Genomic DNA, 14920 nt, shown 5'->3' with positions numbered 1-14920 from the left:
ATGGCGGTCTACACCGACGTCACGGAGCCGCAGCTGTCGGCCTTTCTGGGCGACTACGATCTCGGCGCCCTGCTCAGCTACAAGGGCATCGCGGAAGGGGTGGAGAACTCCAACTTCCTCCTGCGCACCGAGGCCGGCACCTTCATCCTGACGCTCTATGAAAAGCGCGTCGACAAGGACGACCTGCCGTTCTTCGTCGGGCTCATGGATCATCTGGCCGAGCGGGGCCTGTCCTGTCCGCTGCCGGTGAATGCGCGCAGCGGCACGCGTCTCGGCGAACTCGCGGGCCGTCCGGCCGCGATCTTCACCTTTCTCGAAGGCATGTGGACGCGCCGGCCGGGCGCATCGGAATGCCGCGCGGTCGGCGCGGAGATGGCGCGGATGCACGTCGCGGCGTCCGATTTTTCCCTGGTGCGGCCGAACGCACTCTCTGTCGGGGCATGGCGGCCGCTGGCCGAGGCGTGTGGAACCGGTGCCGACCGGGTCGAGCCGGGTCTTTCCGCGGAGATCGCGGGGGATCTCCAGACGCTCGAAGCCCACTGGCCGAGCGATCTTCCGACCGGCGTCATCCACGCCGATCTCTTCCCCGACAACGTCTTCTTCCTGTCGGGCGAGCTGTCCGGGCTCATCGACTTCTACTTCGCCTGCAACGACATTCTCGCCTACGATCTGGCGATCGGTCTCTGCGCCTGGTGCTTCGAGCAGGACGGCGCCTTCAACATCACCAAGGGCCGCGCGATGATCGAGGGCTATCGCTCGGTGCGTCCCCTGTCCGAGGCCGAGATCGCGGCGCTGCCGATCCTGGCGCGGGGCGCGGCGATGCGCTTCCTGCTGACGCGCCTCTACGATTGGCTGAACGTTCCCGACGACAGCTTCGTGACGAAGAAGGATCCGCGCGAATATCTGCGCAAGCTGCGGTTCCATCGGGGCGTGAAACAGGCCGCCGATTACGGGATCGAACGGAGCCTTTCATGAGCGACGAGAACGCCGTCGGCGCGGGCGCATCCAAGCGCGTCGAGATCTACACGGACGGCGCTTGCTCGGGCAATCCCGGTCCCGGCGGCTGGGGGGCGATCCTCCATTACGATGGCACGCGCAAGGAGCTCTCCGGCGGCGAGGCGATGACGACGAACAACCGCATGGAGCTTCTTGCCGCGATCGAATCGCTCGGCTCGCTGAAGCGCCCGATGCCGGTCGACCTCCATTCGGATTCGCAATATCTGCGCGACGGGATCACCAAGTGGATCCACGGCTGGAAGCGCAACGGATGGCGCACGGCCGACAAGAAGCCGGTGAAAAACGCCGAGCTCTGGCAGGCGCTGGATCAGGCGCGAACCGTGCACGACGTGACCTTCCACTGGGTGAAGGGCCATGCCGGTCACGAGCTGAACGAGCGCGCGGACGAACTGGCGCGCATGGGCATGGCGCCGTTCAAGGGCGGGAAGGCGCCCGCGCCGAAGATGTTGCACGGGATCGTGCAGAAGGCGAAATAGGTCGGCACCGCCGGACGATGGGGCGGCCTGCGCCGCCCCCCGACCTCGTTTCCCGGACTTTGCTGCAGGCGGACGTCGCGGCCCCTCGGACCTCGATGCCTCAGAGCTGTTCCAGCAGAGTCGCAGCCGACGACGTTTCCGCCTGTCCGGGCGAGTCCTCGACGTTCAACGCCGTCACGACGCCGTTCTCCACGATCATCGAATAGCGCTTGGATCGCACGCCGAGACCGGCGACGGAGAGATCGACGTCGAGACCGACCGCCTTGGCGAAATCGGCATTGCCGTCGGAGAGGAAGAGGATCTTGTCCTCTGCGCCCGTCGATTTCGCCCAGGCGCTCATGACGAAGACGTCGTTGACCGCCACGACCGCGATCGTATCGACGCCCTTGGCGAGAATGGCGTCGTGATTCTCCAGGAAGCCGGGCAGGTGGTTCATGGTGCAGGTCGGCGTGAAGGCGCCGGGCACGGCGAAGAGGACGACCTTCTTGCCCTCGAAGAGTTCGGCGGTGGACAGGTCCGTCGGGCCGTCGCTGGTGCGGGTCTTCAAGGTGGCGTTCGGGATGCTGTCGCCGATTTGGATGGTCATGTCGTTCGTGTCCCTTCGAGCCATGCCGCGCCGCACCGGCGTCGGCCGCTGCGGAAGATAGGCGGTCCCGCAGCCGCGTCGAGACTCATCGCGGCGGCGCCACGCCGAGCTTCGAGGCACCGTAGGTTTCCGCGCCGAGATCCAGGACGACGTCGACCGCGGCGGGCGGCGCGTCGCCCGCGGAGCGCGGCTTTCCGGTGACGGGAACGGCGAAGGTCAGGCGACGCCCGTCTCGTCGCGGCGCCTTCGGTGCGCCGAAGAACCAGCCCTCGGGGCCGGCGACGAAGACATCCGCGCGGCGATGCTCCCGCTCGTCCGGCGCGAGCGCCTCGATCTCGATCGACGCGCCGTCCGCGGAGAGATGGGCCGAGGCGATGCCGGCGTTCGGCGTGCTCGCCTCGGGCAGAGCCGCGAAGGCGTAGGCGACGAGGCGTCGGTCGGCGGCATCGCCCGCGCCGATGTCGAGACGGAGGTGAGCGGAGGCGGGGATGCAGATCTCGCGGCAGAGACCGAGCGACAGCACGAGGTCGATCGTGGCGGGCGCGGACGGATCGGGCCGCTCGAAGGTCAGCGCGACCGCCAGCGGCTGGGAATAGCCGTTCGAGGCGCCATCGGCGTCGCCGAAGCGGTGGGGCATCGGAAACCCTGCCGCGAGAGATACGAGATTGACGCTTTTCGACAGGTCGAGGCGGGGTGGAATGCCGGCCTCGCCGGGATCGCGCCAATAGGTCTTCCAGCCGGACGCGAGGTCGATCAGGAGCGCCGCGCGTAGGCGCCCGTCCGGGGCCGGCTCTTCGGCCACCAGGCGCAGCTCGGCGCCCTCCATCGACAGGCGCGGCGGCGCATCGGCCGCGCTCGACGGCGGCACCGGAGCGCCAGCGAGAAGCAGCGGGATCGAGGTCGCCAGCGCGAACAGGCGTTTGGCCAGGCCGCGACCCAAATGTCGCAGCGGCTCGAAAAGCGGGTGCCGTCGTTTCAACGCTCTTGATCGAACGGCCAAGCTCGTGCCCCATTCCCGTTCAGTCCCGAGCGAACCGGGATGAATGACTTTCTTCGGCATGCTTCCTATTTGAAACCCATGGACGCCACGAAGGACAGAGACCTGCCGATGGAGACGACTTCTCTCGAAGGGCATTTCCTCATCGCCATGCCGGGCATGGAAGACGAGCGCTTCTCGCGAAGCGTCGTCTATATCTGCGCTCATTCGCCGAGCGGTGCGATGGGGTTCATCATCAACAAATCGCAACCGATCTCCTTTCCCGCGCTCCTGACGCAGCTCGGCATCGTCGGGAACGAGGACGAGATCCGCCTGCCCGATAAGGGCCGCGAGGTCTCGGTCTGCATGGGCGGCCCGGTCGAGCGCGGACGGGGCTTCGTGCTGCATTCGGGCGACTACGATTCGGAATCGACCGTGTCGGTCGCCGACGAGGTCTCCCTGACGCCGACGCTCGACATCCTGAAGGCGATCTCGGCAGGCATCGGACCGCGCGCGGCGATGATGGCGCTCGGCTATGCCGGATGGAGCGCGGGTCAGCTGGAGGCGGAGATCGCGGCCAACGGGTGGCTGACCTGCCGCGCCGATGCCGGGATCATCTTCGACCCCGCGCTGGACGGCAAGTATGGCCGCGCGCTCGGGCTGCTCGGCGTCGATCCGACCTTCCTCAACGCGGAGGCCGGTCACGCCTGACCCGGTGCGTCCGGCCGGGGCAAGGCGCTGTCCCGGCATGGCGATGCGCACGGCGCGGCGCGTGCTCAGCTCGCGCGCTTGAAGCCGACCATCTTGTCCTGCAGCCGACGTCGGGCGATCTCGGGCGGCAGCGGCGGCGAGAACATGTAGCTCTGGGCATATTCGCAGTTGAGCTGGCGCAGCCGCACCGCATCCTCTTCCGTCTCGACCCCTTCCGCCACGACGGAAAGGCCGAGATCGTGCGCCATGGTGACGATCGACTGCAGGATGATCGGCCGCTGCGGCCGTCCGTCGTCACGCAGGAACGACTGGTCGATCTTCAGCGTGTCGAAGGGGAAGCGCATGAGATAGGCGAGGGAGGAATAGCCCGTGCCGAAATCGTCCAGCGAGAGGCCGACTCCCATTTCGCGGAGCTTCACGAGAAGCTGGGCCGAGCGCTCGGGATTGTCCATTACCAGGGATTCCGTCACCTCCAGCTTCAGCGAGCCCGGCGGGATCTGGAAGCGCGCGATGCAGGCGGCGACGTCGTTGAGAAGATCCTGGCGGATCAGCTGCCGGCTCGAAATGTTCACCGACACGGTCAGCGTATCGTCGCCGGTCATCTTGTGCCAGTCGGACAGGCGGCGAACCGCCTCCTCCAGGGCGAACTGGCCGAGCTGGACGATGAGCCCCGAGCTTTCCGCGACGGGAATGAACTCGGCCGGCGAGATCGCGCCGCGCTTGGGATGCTCCCAGCGCAGGAGCGCCTCGAAGCCCGCGATCTCGCCGTCCTCCAGCCGCACGATGGGCTGGAAGGCGAGAGACAGCTCGTTGCGGTCGAAGGCGCGCCGGAGATCCGATTCCATCTCCAGACGACCGGAGCCGGCGGACTTGTAGGCCGGGCGGAACGGCTCGATCCGATCGCCGCCCAGCCGCTTGGACTGGAACATCGCCAGTTCGGCCTCTTTCAGCACCTCTTCGGGATTGCAGCCCTCGCTCCAACCCGTGATGCCGAGCGAGCCGGTGAGGATGATCTCGCGTCCGCCGAAGGAGATCGGCGCCTTGATCGCTTCGCGCAGCGATTCGGCGAAGGCGACGATGGCGGCGACCTCCGTCTCGGACGTGAGGATCAGGCCGAACTGGTCGCCGTTGAGCCGGGCGAGCGTGTCCTGCGATTTCAGGACGCGCTTCAGGCGGCGTCCGACGGTGAGGAGGATCGTGTCGCCGGTGGCGATTCCGTAATCGTCGTTCACCTGCCGGAAGCGGTCGATGTCGATGAGGATGACGCTCGGTTTGACGTCGGGCCGGGTCGCGGCGAGCGCGCCGATGGATTCGAGCCGATCGATGAAGAGCTCGCGGTTCGGCAGGCCGGTCAGCTGGTCGTGAAGCGCGTCGTGGAGCAGGCGCTCCTCGGCCTTCTTGCGGTCGGTCACGTCCTTCAGCGTGCCGACGCAGCGCACGACCTCGCCGTCCGAGCCCAAAACCGGCCGCGCGCGCAGCTGCACCCAGTGATAGTGGCCTTCCCGCCCGCGGACGCGGAAGTCCTGCGTGATGCGACCGCGGCGATGCTCCACGATCGTGTCCAGCGTCAGCTTGAACCGGTCGCGGTCGTCGGGGTGGAGAATCGGCAGCCAGTCCCGCGCGGCGCCGTTCATGTCGGCGAAGGGGAGGGTGCCGAGGCCGTCGCCGTCGAGGCCGGCGAAGATGCGGTCCCGCGTCACGTCCCAGTCCCAGATGGCGTCGCCGGTGCCGGTCAGCGCGAGCGAGCGCCGTTCGAGTTCGGAGATCGCCCCGCCCGCGAAGCTGCCGCCGGCGAAGGCGTGCTGCATCACGGTGAAGCCGATGAGGAGCACGATGAGGACGAGACCGCCGCCGAGCGCCGGCTGGATCACGTCGTTCACGAGCTGCCCCGTTACCGTCATCCAGCCGCCGAAGAGCCAGAGGATGACGAGGCACCAGGTCGGGATCAGCATGATCGCCCGGTCGAAGCGCAGCCACGACAGATAGAGGATGAGAAGGAGGCCCATGCCGGCCGTCACGACCAGCGACAGCCGGGCGATGCCGGCGGCGACGGGGGGATCGAAGGCCGCGGCGACGCCGAGCGCGAGTAGGCCCGTCAGCCAGAGGATGGTGAAGGCGGAGAGGATGCCGTGCCAGCGGTTGAGGTTGAGATAGGCGTAGAGGAAGACGACCAGCGTGAAGGCGAGCGCGACCTCCGTGCCCGCGCGCCAGATGCGCTCCTGTCCCGGCATGATCGGCACCAGCTTCTGCCAGAAATCGAAATCGATGCAGATGTAGGCGAGCACCGCCCAGGCGAGCGCGGCGGTCGCCGGAAACATCGGCGAACCCTTCACGACGAAGAGAATGGTCAGGAAGACCGCGAGCAGCCCCGCGATGCCGAGGACGATGCCGCGATAGAGCGTATAGGCGTTGATCGTGTCCTTGTAGGTGTTCGGCTCCCAGAGCCGCAGCTCCGGCAGCCCGCGCGCCGAGGCGAGCTCGGCGACGAAGGTGATGGTGGAGCCGGGATCGAGCGTCACCAGGAAGACGTCGGCCTCCGGATTGGGTTGCCGGTCCAGCGCGAAGCCCTCGGAGGGCGTGATCGAGGCGATGCGCTGCGAGCCGAGGTCGGGCCAGATCACGCCGGACCCCGCCAGCTTGAAGTTCGGCGCGACGATCAGCCGGTCGATCTGGACGTCGGTGTTGTTGGCGAGGGCGAAGACGGCCCAGTCGCCGGATGCGTTCGGCGCATTGGCCTCGACCTCGATGCGTCGCACGATGCCGTCCGCGCCGGGGACGGTCGACACCTGGAACGAGGCGCCACGGCCGCGATAGATGTCGACGGCGGGCAGGAGATCGATCGCGACGTCGTCGCGCGAGATGCCGACGGGCTCCAGCGCCGCGGCCGGACCCGCGCCCGAGCCGAGGGCGGCGATCGCAACGAGAAGCCCCGCCAGAAGGCGGAGGAGCCAAGACGTCAGCACGACGATGCCTCGAACTCAGCGCGCGCCCGGCGCGGAGGAGTCCCGTCTCCCCTCGACCGATCGCCGCTCGACCGCATCATCCAGGGGTCCGCGCAAGGTGCTGGGACGCGCGCCCGGTCGTGTCCGGTCTTCGGCGAGGTGCGAGTAGAGATGGTGATCCTCCCATTGGCCGGCAATCTTGAGGTAGTTTCGCAGATAGCCCTCGCGCCGAAAACCGGATTTTTCAAGAAGGCGGATCGATCGGGCGTTGGTGGGCAGGCACGCCGCCTCGATGCGGTGAAGACCTTCCACGTCGAAGACGAAGGGTTTGAGCGCCTCGACGCCCCGGTGCATCCAGCCGGCTCCGGCATGGACCTCGCCCATCCAATAGCCGAGCGTGCAGCATTGAGCGACCCCGCGCCGGATCTGTCCGATCGTGACGCCGCCCAAGAGGGCGCCGCTTCGCGTGTCGAAGAGGAAGAACGTGTAGCTGGAACGCTCGCGCGCATCCAGCCGGTAACGCAGGAGACGCTGCCGATAGGCACGGCCGGAGAGCTCGTCCGGCGTCCAGAGCGGCTCCCAGGGCGTCAGGAAGGTGCGGCTCGCCTCGCGAAGACGACGCCATTCCTCGTAGTCGCGCGCCTCGGGCAGCCGCAGGACGACGCCCTCGCCCTCGATCCGGGGGAAGGCCGGAGACAGCCAGCGCTCGAAAAGGCCCACCGGACCCGCCCCGCCCGCTCTCAGCCGAGAGCGGCCGTTCGCGCCCCGGATGCGGACGGTGTCTCGCCCGTGAAATGCGCGCCGAGGATGTCGAGGCCGGGCAGCTTGTCGATCGGGCCGATGGCCGCGAGCGTCGGCGCCTTGCCGATGAAGGTGCGTCCGGCGAGCTCGGACAGGCGCTCCGGGGTGATCGCCGTCAGACGGTCCATCAGCTCGGTGTTGGAGATGGTCGTTCCGTTGAAGAGGATCTGGCGGGCGATCTGCCCAGCTCTCGATGCGGGGCTTTCCTGGCTCATCAGGAGGCTGGAGCGCATCTGCGCGCGGGCGCGCACGACCTCCTCCATGGAGATGCCGTCGGCCGCGCGCACCAGCTCCTCCGCGATGACGGGCGCGAGCTCGGCCAGCTCCTCCTCGCCGGTCGCGGCGTGGACGCCGAAGATGCCGGAGTCGGAGAAGCTCCAATGGAAGGCGTAGATCGCGTAGCAGAGCCCGCGCGTCTCGCGGATCTCCTGGAAGAGACGCGAGGACATGCCGCCGCCCAGGATCAGCGAAAGGACCTGCGAGGCGTAGAAGTCCCTCGCATAATAGGGGCGGCCCTCGAAGCCGAGCACCATCTGCGCGTCCATGAGGTCCCGCGACTGGCGGAACTCGCCGCCCGTGTAGATCGCCGGCGTGCGCTCGGGCTTCAGCATCGGCACGGCGGAAGCCCCGATGCCGCCGAAGGCCGCGGTGACGCGATCGAGAATGTCCTGATGCGACACCGCGCCCGCGGCGCAGACGATCATCCGGTCGGGCGTGTAGTGACGCGCGAGATAGGACCGCAGACTGTCCGGCGTGAAGCCCTTGACCGTCTGCCGCGTGCCGAGGATCGGCCGGCCGATGATCTGGTCGCGGAAGGCCGTCTCCTGGAAATGGTCGAAGACGATGTCGTCCGGCGTGTCCTCGGCCGCGCCGATCTCCTGCAGGATGACCTGCTGCTCGCGTTCCAGTTCTTCGGGATCGAACCTGGAATCGAGGAGGATGTCGCCGAGGATGTCGAGCGCCAGCGGCACGTCGTCCTTCATGACGCGGGCGTAATAGGAGGTCGTCTCGACGGAGGTCGCCGCGTTCAGCTCGCCGCCGACATCCTCGATCTGCTCCGCGATCTGGCGGGCCGTGCGCCGGCTGGTGCCCTTGAAGGCCATGTGCTCGAGGAGATGGGCGATCCCGTGCTCGCCCGCCTGCTCGTCGCGCGCGCCGGCCTTGACCCAGATGCCGAGCGCGGCGCTCTCCAGATGGGGCATGGTCTCGGTGGCGACCGTCAGCCCGTTCGAAAGCCGGGAGATCTCGACGTCGACGCTCATGCGGCAGCTCCCTTGCGGACCGCCCGGCTGCGGTCCCGGATGTAGGTCTCGACCGCGTCGAGATCGGCCGCGATGCGATCGAAGCACTCGGTGCGACCCATCAGGTCCGCATGGGCCGGGGGCAGAGCGGGCTCGCGCCCGCAGGCCGCCTTGACGCTGGCGGGGAACTTGGCGGGATGCGCGGTGCCGAGCGTGATCATCGGTCCGCGATGGCCTTGCGCCTCCGCGACGCGAACGCCGACGGCGGTGTGCGGATCGAGAAGATAGGCGGTGGTGCCGAGAACCTCGCGGATCGTCACGGCCGTGCCCGCCTCGTCGGTCCGGTCGGCGGTGAACTCGGCGCGGATGGCGGCCAGCATGTCGTCGGGGAGCGTGAAGCCGCCGGACTGGCCGAGCTGCTGCATCAGGCGGCGCACGGTTTCGGCGTCGCGCCCGCTCGCCTCGAAGAGCAGCCGCTCGAAGTTCGAGGAGATCTGGATGTCCATCGAGGGCGAGCTCGTCGCATGGACGCCCGTCATCTCGTAGCGGCCGGTCTCCAGGGTGCGGGCGAGAATGTCGTTGGCGTTGGTCGCGATGACGAGCCGGTCGACGGGCAGGCCCATGCGCTTGGCGGCATAGCCGGCGAAGATGTCGCCGAAATTGCCGGTCGGCACGGTGAAGGAGACCGCGCGATCGGGCGCGCCGAGGCTGACGGCGGCGGTGAAGTAGTAGACGATCTGGGCCATGATGCGGGCCCAGTTGATGGAATTGACGCCCGAGAGCTGCGACTGCGCGCGGAAGCGCTGGTCGTTGAACATCGCCTTCACCAGCGACTGGCAATCGTCGAACGTGCCGTCGACGGCGATGGCATGGACGTTGGCGGCGCCCGACGTCGTCATCTGGCGCTGCTGCACGGGCGACACGCGGCCATGCGGGAAGAGGATGAAGATGTCGGTGCGCTCGCTGGCCGAAAAGGCCGCGATCGCCGCGCCGCCGGTGTCGCCGGAGGTCGCGCCGACGATGGTCGCGCGCATCGCCCGCTCCTTCAGGACATGGTCCATGAGCCGCGCGAGCAGCTGCATGGCGACGTCCTTGAAGGCGAGCGTGGGGCCGTGGAAGAGCTCGAGCACGAAGTGCTCCGGTCCGAGCTGGACGAGGGGCGCCACCGCCGGATGGGCGAAGGTCGCATAGGCCTCGTCGATCATCCTCTTCAGCTCGGCCGGCTCGATCTCGTCGCCGACGAAGGGCGAGAGGAGCGCGAAGGCCACATCCGCATAGGGCTTGCCGCGGAAGGCACGGATCTCGTCCGGCCCGAACGTCGGCCATTCCGCCGGGACGTAGAGGCCCCCGTCGGAGGCAAGGCCCGCCAGGAGCACGTCCGCGAAGCCCAGCACCGGAGCCTCGCCCCGGGAACTCACATATTTCACGCCGCTTCCACTTCCAGAACGATCGCCGGTCCCATAAGAGCCCCTCACCAGAGCCCGAACGGGCGGCCGGGCTGCCCTTGTCCTCCGGGCCGCCTCTTCTCAGTCTTCGAATTGCGTCTCAGCCGTCGAATTCCATCCGGGCCCGGGGGCCCGTCCTCTCGACTATATCTCAGCCGTCGCACTCGCGCCAACGGGCTGATATACGACGTCGCGCAACGTTTAGGGAAGAATCCGAGGATGCACCAGTCGTCTGCCCTTCGCGCGGTGAGCCTTGCCGCCCTCGCGGCCCTCGCCGCCGCCTGCACCTCGACCGGCGAGCGTTCCGTCGCCGCCATCGAGCCGACCGCGGCCCCGGCTCCGCCGTCGTTCGACGGAAAGGCCGCAGACTACTGCCCGCGCGTGACGCTGCGCGACGGGACCGCGATCCTGCGCAAGCGCTCGGGCGACGATCTCGAATATGTCGCCTCCGTCACCGCCACCAACCGCGACTGCCGCATCGTCGACGGCCAGCTGCGCATGAAGATCGGCGTCGCCGGGCGCGTCGTGCCCGGCCCCGCCGGCACGGCCGGCAACGTCGCGCTTCCGATCCGGATCGCGATCGTCCAGGGCACCGACGTCATCTATTCCCAGCAGGGCAGCCAGAGCGTCGCGCTGACGCCGGGCGAGGCGGCGGCCGAGTTCATCTATGTGGACGCGGCGGTGTCCGTGCCGGAGCCGACGGCCCGCAATCTCGTCGTCTATGCCGGCTTCGACGAGGGTCCGGGACGCTGACGCCCGCTGCGGCGCGGTCCTGTCAGCCGCGCCAGCTCGACAGGGCCCCGACGACGGCGGGATAGTCCGCAAGGCGGTTGATCACGGTCTCGGCGCCGGCCTCTTCCAGCGCCTCGGCATGGCCGGGATAGGTGTGGCTGGCGCCCGTGAAGCCGACGACCCGGCAACCGGCCGCGACGGCGGCCGCCGCGCCATGGACGGAATCCTCGATCACCACCGCCTGGGACGGCTCCACGCCGAACTCCGTGCAGGCATGGAGGAAGACGTCCGGCGCCGGCTTCACCTTTCCGCTGCCGACCTCGCGCGCGGCAAAGACGAAAGGCCGGAACCGGTCCCAGAGCCCGACATGGCGCAGCATCATCTCCAGCCGGGCGGAGGACGAGTTCGAGCAGATGCAGCGCGGCAGATCGATCGCGTCGAGCAGGGCCCCGACGCCGGGAATGGCCACGACGTCGCGACCGAGGCGGACGTCGTTCTCCGCCTCCACGCGCGCGACGAAATTCTCCGGTACCGCGATGCCGGACTCGTCCTTCACGAGTTCGACGATGCGCGTCAGCGTCAGGCCCGCGAAGCGATGGGCGAGCTCCTCGGGCGAAATCTCGTAGCCGATCTCCCGGAACATATCGGATTCCACATGGGCGGCGATGATCTCGGAATCGACGAGCACGCCGTCGCAGTCGAAGATGGCGAGGGCAAGCGGGGAGGGCATCCATGTCTCCGGACGGGTTCGAACGTTCCGGCTCCTATAGGGGAGGGCGGCAGCGACCGACAGCGAAAAAGCGGTCCGCATCCGTCGAAGTTTTTCGGTAAATAAGAGAGAATTAACCTCGTTCGGTAACCATGATCCCCGACGACTTGTGCTGCGTAACGGGTGAGATGACATGGTGAAATCGCGGTTTGCGACCTCCTTCGACGTCGGGGTCTCGGCCCCTCCGGCCTGGCTCGACACGATCATCAAGGGCGACTGCATCGCCCGGATGGAAGCGCTTCCCGCGGCCTCCGTCGACGCGATCTTCGCCGACCCGCCGTACAATCTCCAGCTCGGCGGCGACCTTCATCGGCCGGACCAGTCGAAGGTCGACGCCGTCGACGACGCCTGGGACCAGTTCGAGAGCTTCGCGGCCTACGACAACTTCACGCGCGCCTGGCTGCTCGCGGCGCGCCGGGTGCTGAAGCCGAACGGCACGATCTGGGTGATCGGCTCCTATCACAACATCTTCCGCGTCGGCGCGATCATGCAGGACCTCGGCTTCTGGGTCCTCAACGACATCGTCTGGCGCAAGACCAACCCGATGCCGAACTTTCGCGGCCGGCGCTTCCAGAACGCGCACGAGACGATGATCTGGGCGTCGCGCAACGCGGAGGCGAAGGCCTATACGTTCAACTACGACGCCCTGAAGGCGGCGAACGACGATCTCCAGATGCGTTCGGACTGGGTGTTCCCGATCTGCTCGGGCGCCGAGCGGCTGAAGGACGAGAGCGGCCGCAAGGCGCATCCGACGCAGAAGCCCGAAGCGCTGCTCGCCCGCGTGATCCTCTCCTCGACGCGGCCCGGCGACGTCATCCTCGATCCGTTCTTCGGCACGGGCACGACCGGCGCGGTCGCCAAGAAGCTCGGTCGCCACTTCGTCGGCATCGAGCGCGAGGACGACTACATCCGGCACGCCAAGGCGCGCATCGAGGGAACCGTCGCGCTCGATCTCGCGACGCTGCGCGGCGTCGCGGGGAAGCGGGCCGAGCCGCGCGTGCCCTTCTCCAGCCTCGTCGAGGCCGGTCTCGTCGCGCCGGGTTCGGAAATCATGGACGCCAAGCGGCGCTGGAAGGCGCTGGTGCGGGCGGACGGAACGGTTTCGATCGGCAATGACGCGGCCTCCATCCATCGGCTCGGCGCCAAGGTCCAGGGGCTGGAATCCTGCAACGGCTGGACGTTCTGGCATGTGCCGCAAGGCCCCAAGCTCCGCGTGATCGACGAACTCCGCCAGGAGATCCGCGATTCCATGGCCATGGCCGGGGCCTGATCGCTCGCGCCCGGCGCGCCGATACCCACAGCGACACGACTCGGCGAGACGAGAGGTCAGGGAACGGGACGGGCGGGATCGCGGCGCGGTCCGGCCCGTCCCGTCGGTCCGTCAATCGTCTCAGTCGCAGAGGCCGACGGCGCGCAGCGCGCGCGTCACGTCGCCCGGCTCCTCGATGAGCCATGCCTGCCAGCCCGCATCGCGTGCGCCTTCGACATTGCGGGCGCTGTCGTCGAGGAAGAGCGTGCGATCGGGCCGGAGGCCGAAACGGGTCGCATGACGCGTGTAGATGGCGCGGTCGGGCTTCAGGACGCCGATCTCGCCGGAGACGGTCGCCCCCCGCGTCTCGTCGAGGAAGGGGAACAGCCGGCGCGCGAGGGCGTAGGTCTCGACGGAGAAGTTGGTGAGGAGCGTCACGTCGCGCCCCTCCGCGACGAGACGGCGCAGATGCGCCACGGGCTCGGCGTGATGATGGGGCACCATCTCGTGCCAGTGCCGGTGAAAGGCGCGGATGTGCTCCTCGTGGTCCGGATGGTCCGCGATCAGCGCGCGTTCGGCTTCCGACCAGCGTCGCCCGCGATCCTGCTCGAGATTCCAGTCGGGCGTGCAGACTTCGGACAGGAACCGCGTGCGCTCGGCCTCGTCCGGAATCAGCCGCCGGAACGGGATCTCCGGGTCGTAGTGGATCAGGACGCGGCCGATGTCGAAGACGATGTGGTCGATCATGCGTCCGCTTCCTTCCCGGGATCGTCGTTCGGTCCGTCGCCTGTGGGAACGGCGAGGGCCAGCGCCTTGCGCATCAGCGTCGGCAGGGCTTCGCCGCCGATGGCGTTGCGGCCGGACCACCAGCCCGCCACCGGCGGGTCGCGCTCGGCCGCACCGCGCCAGACCTCCAGTTCGAGGTCGAAATGGGTGAAGCCGTGCGACACCGAGCCGACGCGCCGCCACTTCGCCGGAAAGGGCGCGGCTCCGGAGCCCGTCGCGCCGTCGCTCCGGCTCGACCAATCGGTCGTCGGCGGCTCGGCCATGCCGCCGAGCATCCCGGTCGCCGGTCGGCGCCGCAGCCAGACCGCCCCGTCGGACGGACGGACCGCGACGAAGGCCGCGCCGCGCCGGAAGGGCTTGGCCTTCTTGGCGAGCTTGACGGGGAAGCGCTCCATCGTGCCGGCGGCGCGGGCGGTGCAGGCGTCGGCGAGCGGGCAGAGGATGCAGGCCGGCCTCTTCGGCGTGCAGATCGTCGCGCCGAGATCCATCATCGCCTGCGCGAAATCCCCCGGCCGCGTGTCGCCCATGATCCCGGCGACGTGCCGCCGGATCAGCGGGCGGGCGGCGGGGAGCGGCTGTTCGATCGAGAAGAGCCGCGTCGTGACGCGCTCGATGTTTCCGTCGACGACGGGCGCCGCCTCGTCGAAGGCGATCGAGGCGATGGCGGCGGACGTGTAGTCGCCGATGCCGGGAAGATCGCGAAGCGCGGCCGCCGTCCGGGGGAAGCACCCGCCGTGTCGATCCGCCACGACCCTGGCGCAGGCGAGGAGATTGCGCGCGCGGGCATAGTAGCCGAGCCCCGCCCAGGCGCTCATGACCGCATCGTCCTCGGCCGCCGCGAGGTCGGCGACGGTCGGCCATGTCAGCGTGAAGGTCTCGAAATAGGTCTTCACCGCCGCGACCGTGGTCTGCTGCAGCATGACCTCGGAGAGCCAGACGCGATAGGGATCGGGCGCGACGCCCGCCGCACGCTCCGCCGGACCGACGCGCCAGGGCAGGGCGCGGGCATGGCGATCGTACCAGGCGAGCAGCGCGCGCGCGATCGCCGGACCGCCGGGCGCGGCGTGGCCGGGATGCACCGCAAGCCCGGCGATCGTGATCTCCGTGCGGGACCGGCGCTTGACACTCATCGGCGGACTATCGCATCGCAACGAGAGGATCGTGCCGGTGCCGAGGTCCGGACCGGCGG

At 68.6% G+C, this 14920-nt stretch carries 14 protein-coding genes; 5 read left to right on the top strand and 9 right to left on the bottom strand.

Annotation, left to right across the window (positions count from 1 at the left end):
- Both ASG43_RS03740 and rnhA read left to right on the top strand, forming a co-directional pair.
- The gene (locus ASG43_RS03740; protein WP_056500271.1) at positions 1–975 is read left to right on the top strand and encodes a homoserine kinase; all 975 of its coding nucleotides are present in this window, start codon (positions 1–3) and stop codon (positions 973–975) included.
- On the top strand, positions 972–1493 hold the full coding sequence (gene rnhA, locus ASG43_RS03735; RefSeq protein WP_056500269.1) for a ribonuclease HI: 522 nt from the start codon (positions 972–974) through the stop codon (positions 1491–1493). The genes ASG43_RS03740 and rnhA overlap by 4 nt, the downstream gene beginning before the upstream one ends.
- A gap of 100 nt (positions 1494–1593) precedes the next feature.
- On the opposite strand, the gene ASG43_RS03730 is transcribed toward rnhA, so the two are convergent.
- Both ASG43_RS03730 and ASG43_RS03725 read right to left on the bottom strand, forming a co-directional pair.
- A complete protein-coding gene (locus ASG43_RS03730) occupies positions 1594–2079 on the bottom strand; it encodes a peroxiredoxin (RefSeq protein WP_056500264.1) in 486 nt (161 codons plus the stop codon).
- A gap of 85 nt (positions 2080–2164) precedes the next feature.
- Positions 2165–3019: a protein-disulfide reductase DsbD domain-containing protein gene (locus ASG43_RS03725; RefSeq protein ID WP_056500263.1), complete on the bottom strand. Its 855-nt coding sequence runs from the start codon at positions 3017–3019 to the stop codon at positions 2165–2167.
- 168 nt (positions 3020–3187) lie between these two features.
- Here ASG43_RS03725 and ASG43_RS03720 point away from each other — a divergent pair, with 168 nt between their 5' ends.
- Positions 3188–3766, top strand: a complete 579-nt coding sequence (locus ASG43_RS03720; RefSeq protein WP_162244666.1) for a YqgE/AlgH family protein — start codon at positions 3188–3190, stop codon at positions 3764–3766.
- Positions 3767–3831: 65 nt separating this feature from the next.
- Here ASG43_RS03720 and ASG43_RS03715 read toward each other — a convergent pair whose 3' ends face one another.
- Genes ASG43_RS03715 through thrC form a run of 4 tightly spaced genes read right to left on the bottom strand, consistent with a single transcriptional unit; the run spans position 3832 to position 10177 of the window.
- On the bottom strand, positions 3832–6726 hold the full coding sequence (locus ASG43_RS03715) for an EAL domain-containing protein (RefSeq protein WP_056501080.1): 2895 nt from the start codon (positions 6724–6726) through the stop codon (positions 3832–3834).
- 18 nt (positions 6727–6744) lie between these two features.
- Positions 6745–7428 (bottom strand): GNAT family protein, encoded by a 684-nt coding sequence (locus ASG43_RS03710; protein WP_348271059.1) that lies wholly within the window; start codon positions 7426–7428, stop codon positions 6745–6747.
- A gap of 20 nt (positions 7429–7448) precedes the next feature.
- Positions 7449–8771, bottom strand: coding sequence for a pitrilysin family protein (locus ASG43_RS03705; protein WP_056500260.1), 1323 nt, complete (start codon positions 8769–8771; stop codon positions 7449–7451).
- The gene (gene thrC / locus ASG43_RS03700) at positions 8768–10177 is read right to left on the bottom strand and encodes a threonine synthase (RefSeq protein WP_056500257.1); all 1410 of its coding nucleotides are present in this window, start codon (positions 10175–10177) and stop codon (positions 8768–8770) included. The genes ASG43_RS03705 and thrC overlap by 4 nt, the downstream gene beginning before the upstream one ends.
- A 237-nt stretch (positions 10178–10414) precedes the next feature.
- On the opposite strand from thrC, the gene ASG43_RS03695 reads away from it, so the two are divergent.
- Positions 10415–10948, top strand: coding sequence for a hypothetical protein (locus ASG43_RS03695; protein WP_056500254.1), 534 nt, complete (start codon positions 10415–10417; stop codon positions 10946–10948).
- Between the two features lie 22 nt (positions 10949–10970).
- On the opposite strand, the gene ASG43_RS03690 is transcribed toward ASG43_RS03695, so the two are convergent.
- Positions 10971–11657: an HAD family phosphatase gene (locus tag ASG43_RS03690; RefSeq protein ID WP_056500249.1), complete on the bottom strand. Its 687-nt coding sequence runs from the start codon at positions 11655–11657 to the stop codon at positions 10971–10973.
- Between the two features lie 172 nt (positions 11658–11829).
- Between ASG43_RS03690 and ASG43_RS03685 the strand changes: the two genes are divergently transcribed.
- Complete coding sequence (locus tag ASG43_RS03685) at positions 11830–12966, top strand: site-specific DNA-methyltransferase (RefSeq protein ID WP_056500246.1); 1137 nt, start codon at positions 11830–11832, stop codon at positions 12964–12966.
- 120 nt (positions 12967–13086) lie between these two features.
- Here ASG43_RS03685 and ASG43_RS03680 read toward each other — a convergent pair whose 3' ends face one another.
- The gene (locus ASG43_RS03680) at positions 13087–13692 is read right to left on the bottom strand and encodes an HAD family phosphatase (RefSeq protein WP_056500245.1); all 606 of its coding nucleotides are present in this window, start codon (positions 13690–13692) and stop codon (positions 13087–13089) included.
- The gene (gene mutY, locus ASG43_RS03675) at positions 13689–14861 is read right to left on the bottom strand and encodes an A/G-specific adenine glycosylase (protein WP_082490569.1); all 1173 of its coding nucleotides are present in this window, start codon (positions 14859–14861) and stop codon (positions 13689–13691) included. Before mutY ends, ASG43_RS03680 begins: the two co-directional genes overlap by 4 nt.
- Positions 14862–14920: the final 59 nt, after the last annotated feature.

Origin of the sequence: Aureimonas sp. Leaf454 (assembly GCF_001424685.1) — a bacterium.
GTDB lineage: Bacteria > Pseudomonadota > Alphaproteobacteria > Rhizobiales > Rhizobiaceae > Plantimonas.
Note: the sequence above shows the minus strand (reverse complement) of the source record. Positions and strands in the feature narration are given on the sequence as shown.

What these genes read in the sequence shown, in the direction of transcription:
- ASG43_RS03685 (WP_056500246.1), top strand. Translation starts at nt 11,830, where the DNA reads ATGGTGAAATCGCGGTTTGCGACCTCCTTCGACGTCGGGGTCTCGGCC.
- ASG43_RS03705 (WP_056500260.1), bottom strand. Translation starts at nt 8,771, where the DNA reads ATGAGCGTCGACGTCGAGATCTCCCGGCTTTCGAACGGGCTGACGGTC.
- ASG43_RS03680 (WP_056500245.1), bottom strand. Translation starts at nt 13,692, where the DNA reads ATGATCGACCACATCGTCTTCGACATCGGCCGCGTCCTGATCCACTAC.
- ASG43_RS03740 (WP_056500271.1), top strand. Translation starts at nt 1, where the DNA reads ATGGCGGTCTACACCGACGTCACGGAGCCGCAGCTGTCGGCCTTTCTG.
- ASG43_RS03730 (WP_056500264.1), bottom strand. Translation starts at nt 2,079, where the DNA reads ATGACCATCCAAATCGGCGACAGCATCCCGAACGCCACCTTGAAGACC.
- ASG43_RS03695 (WP_056500254.1), top strand. Translation starts at nt 10,415, where the DNA reads ATGCACCAGTCGTCTGCCCTTCGCGCGGTGAGCCTTGCCGCCCTCGCG.
- ASG43_RS03720 (WP_162244666.1), top strand. Translation starts at nt 3,188, where the DNA reads ATGGAGACGACTTCTCTCGAAGGGCATTTCCTCATCGCCATGCCGGGC.
- mutY (WP_082490569.1), bottom strand. Translation starts at nt 14,861, where the DNA reads ATGAGTGTCAAGCGCCGGTCCCGCACGGAGATCACGATCGCCGGGCTT.
- rnhA (WP_056500269.1), top strand. Translation starts at nt 972, where the DNA reads ATGAGCGACGAGAACGCCGTCGGCGCGGGCGCATCCAAGCGCGTCGAG.
- ASG43_RS03690 (WP_056500249.1), bottom strand. Translation starts at nt 11,657, where the DNA reads ATGCCCTCCCCGCTTGCCCTCGCCATCTTCGACTGCGACGGCGTGCTC.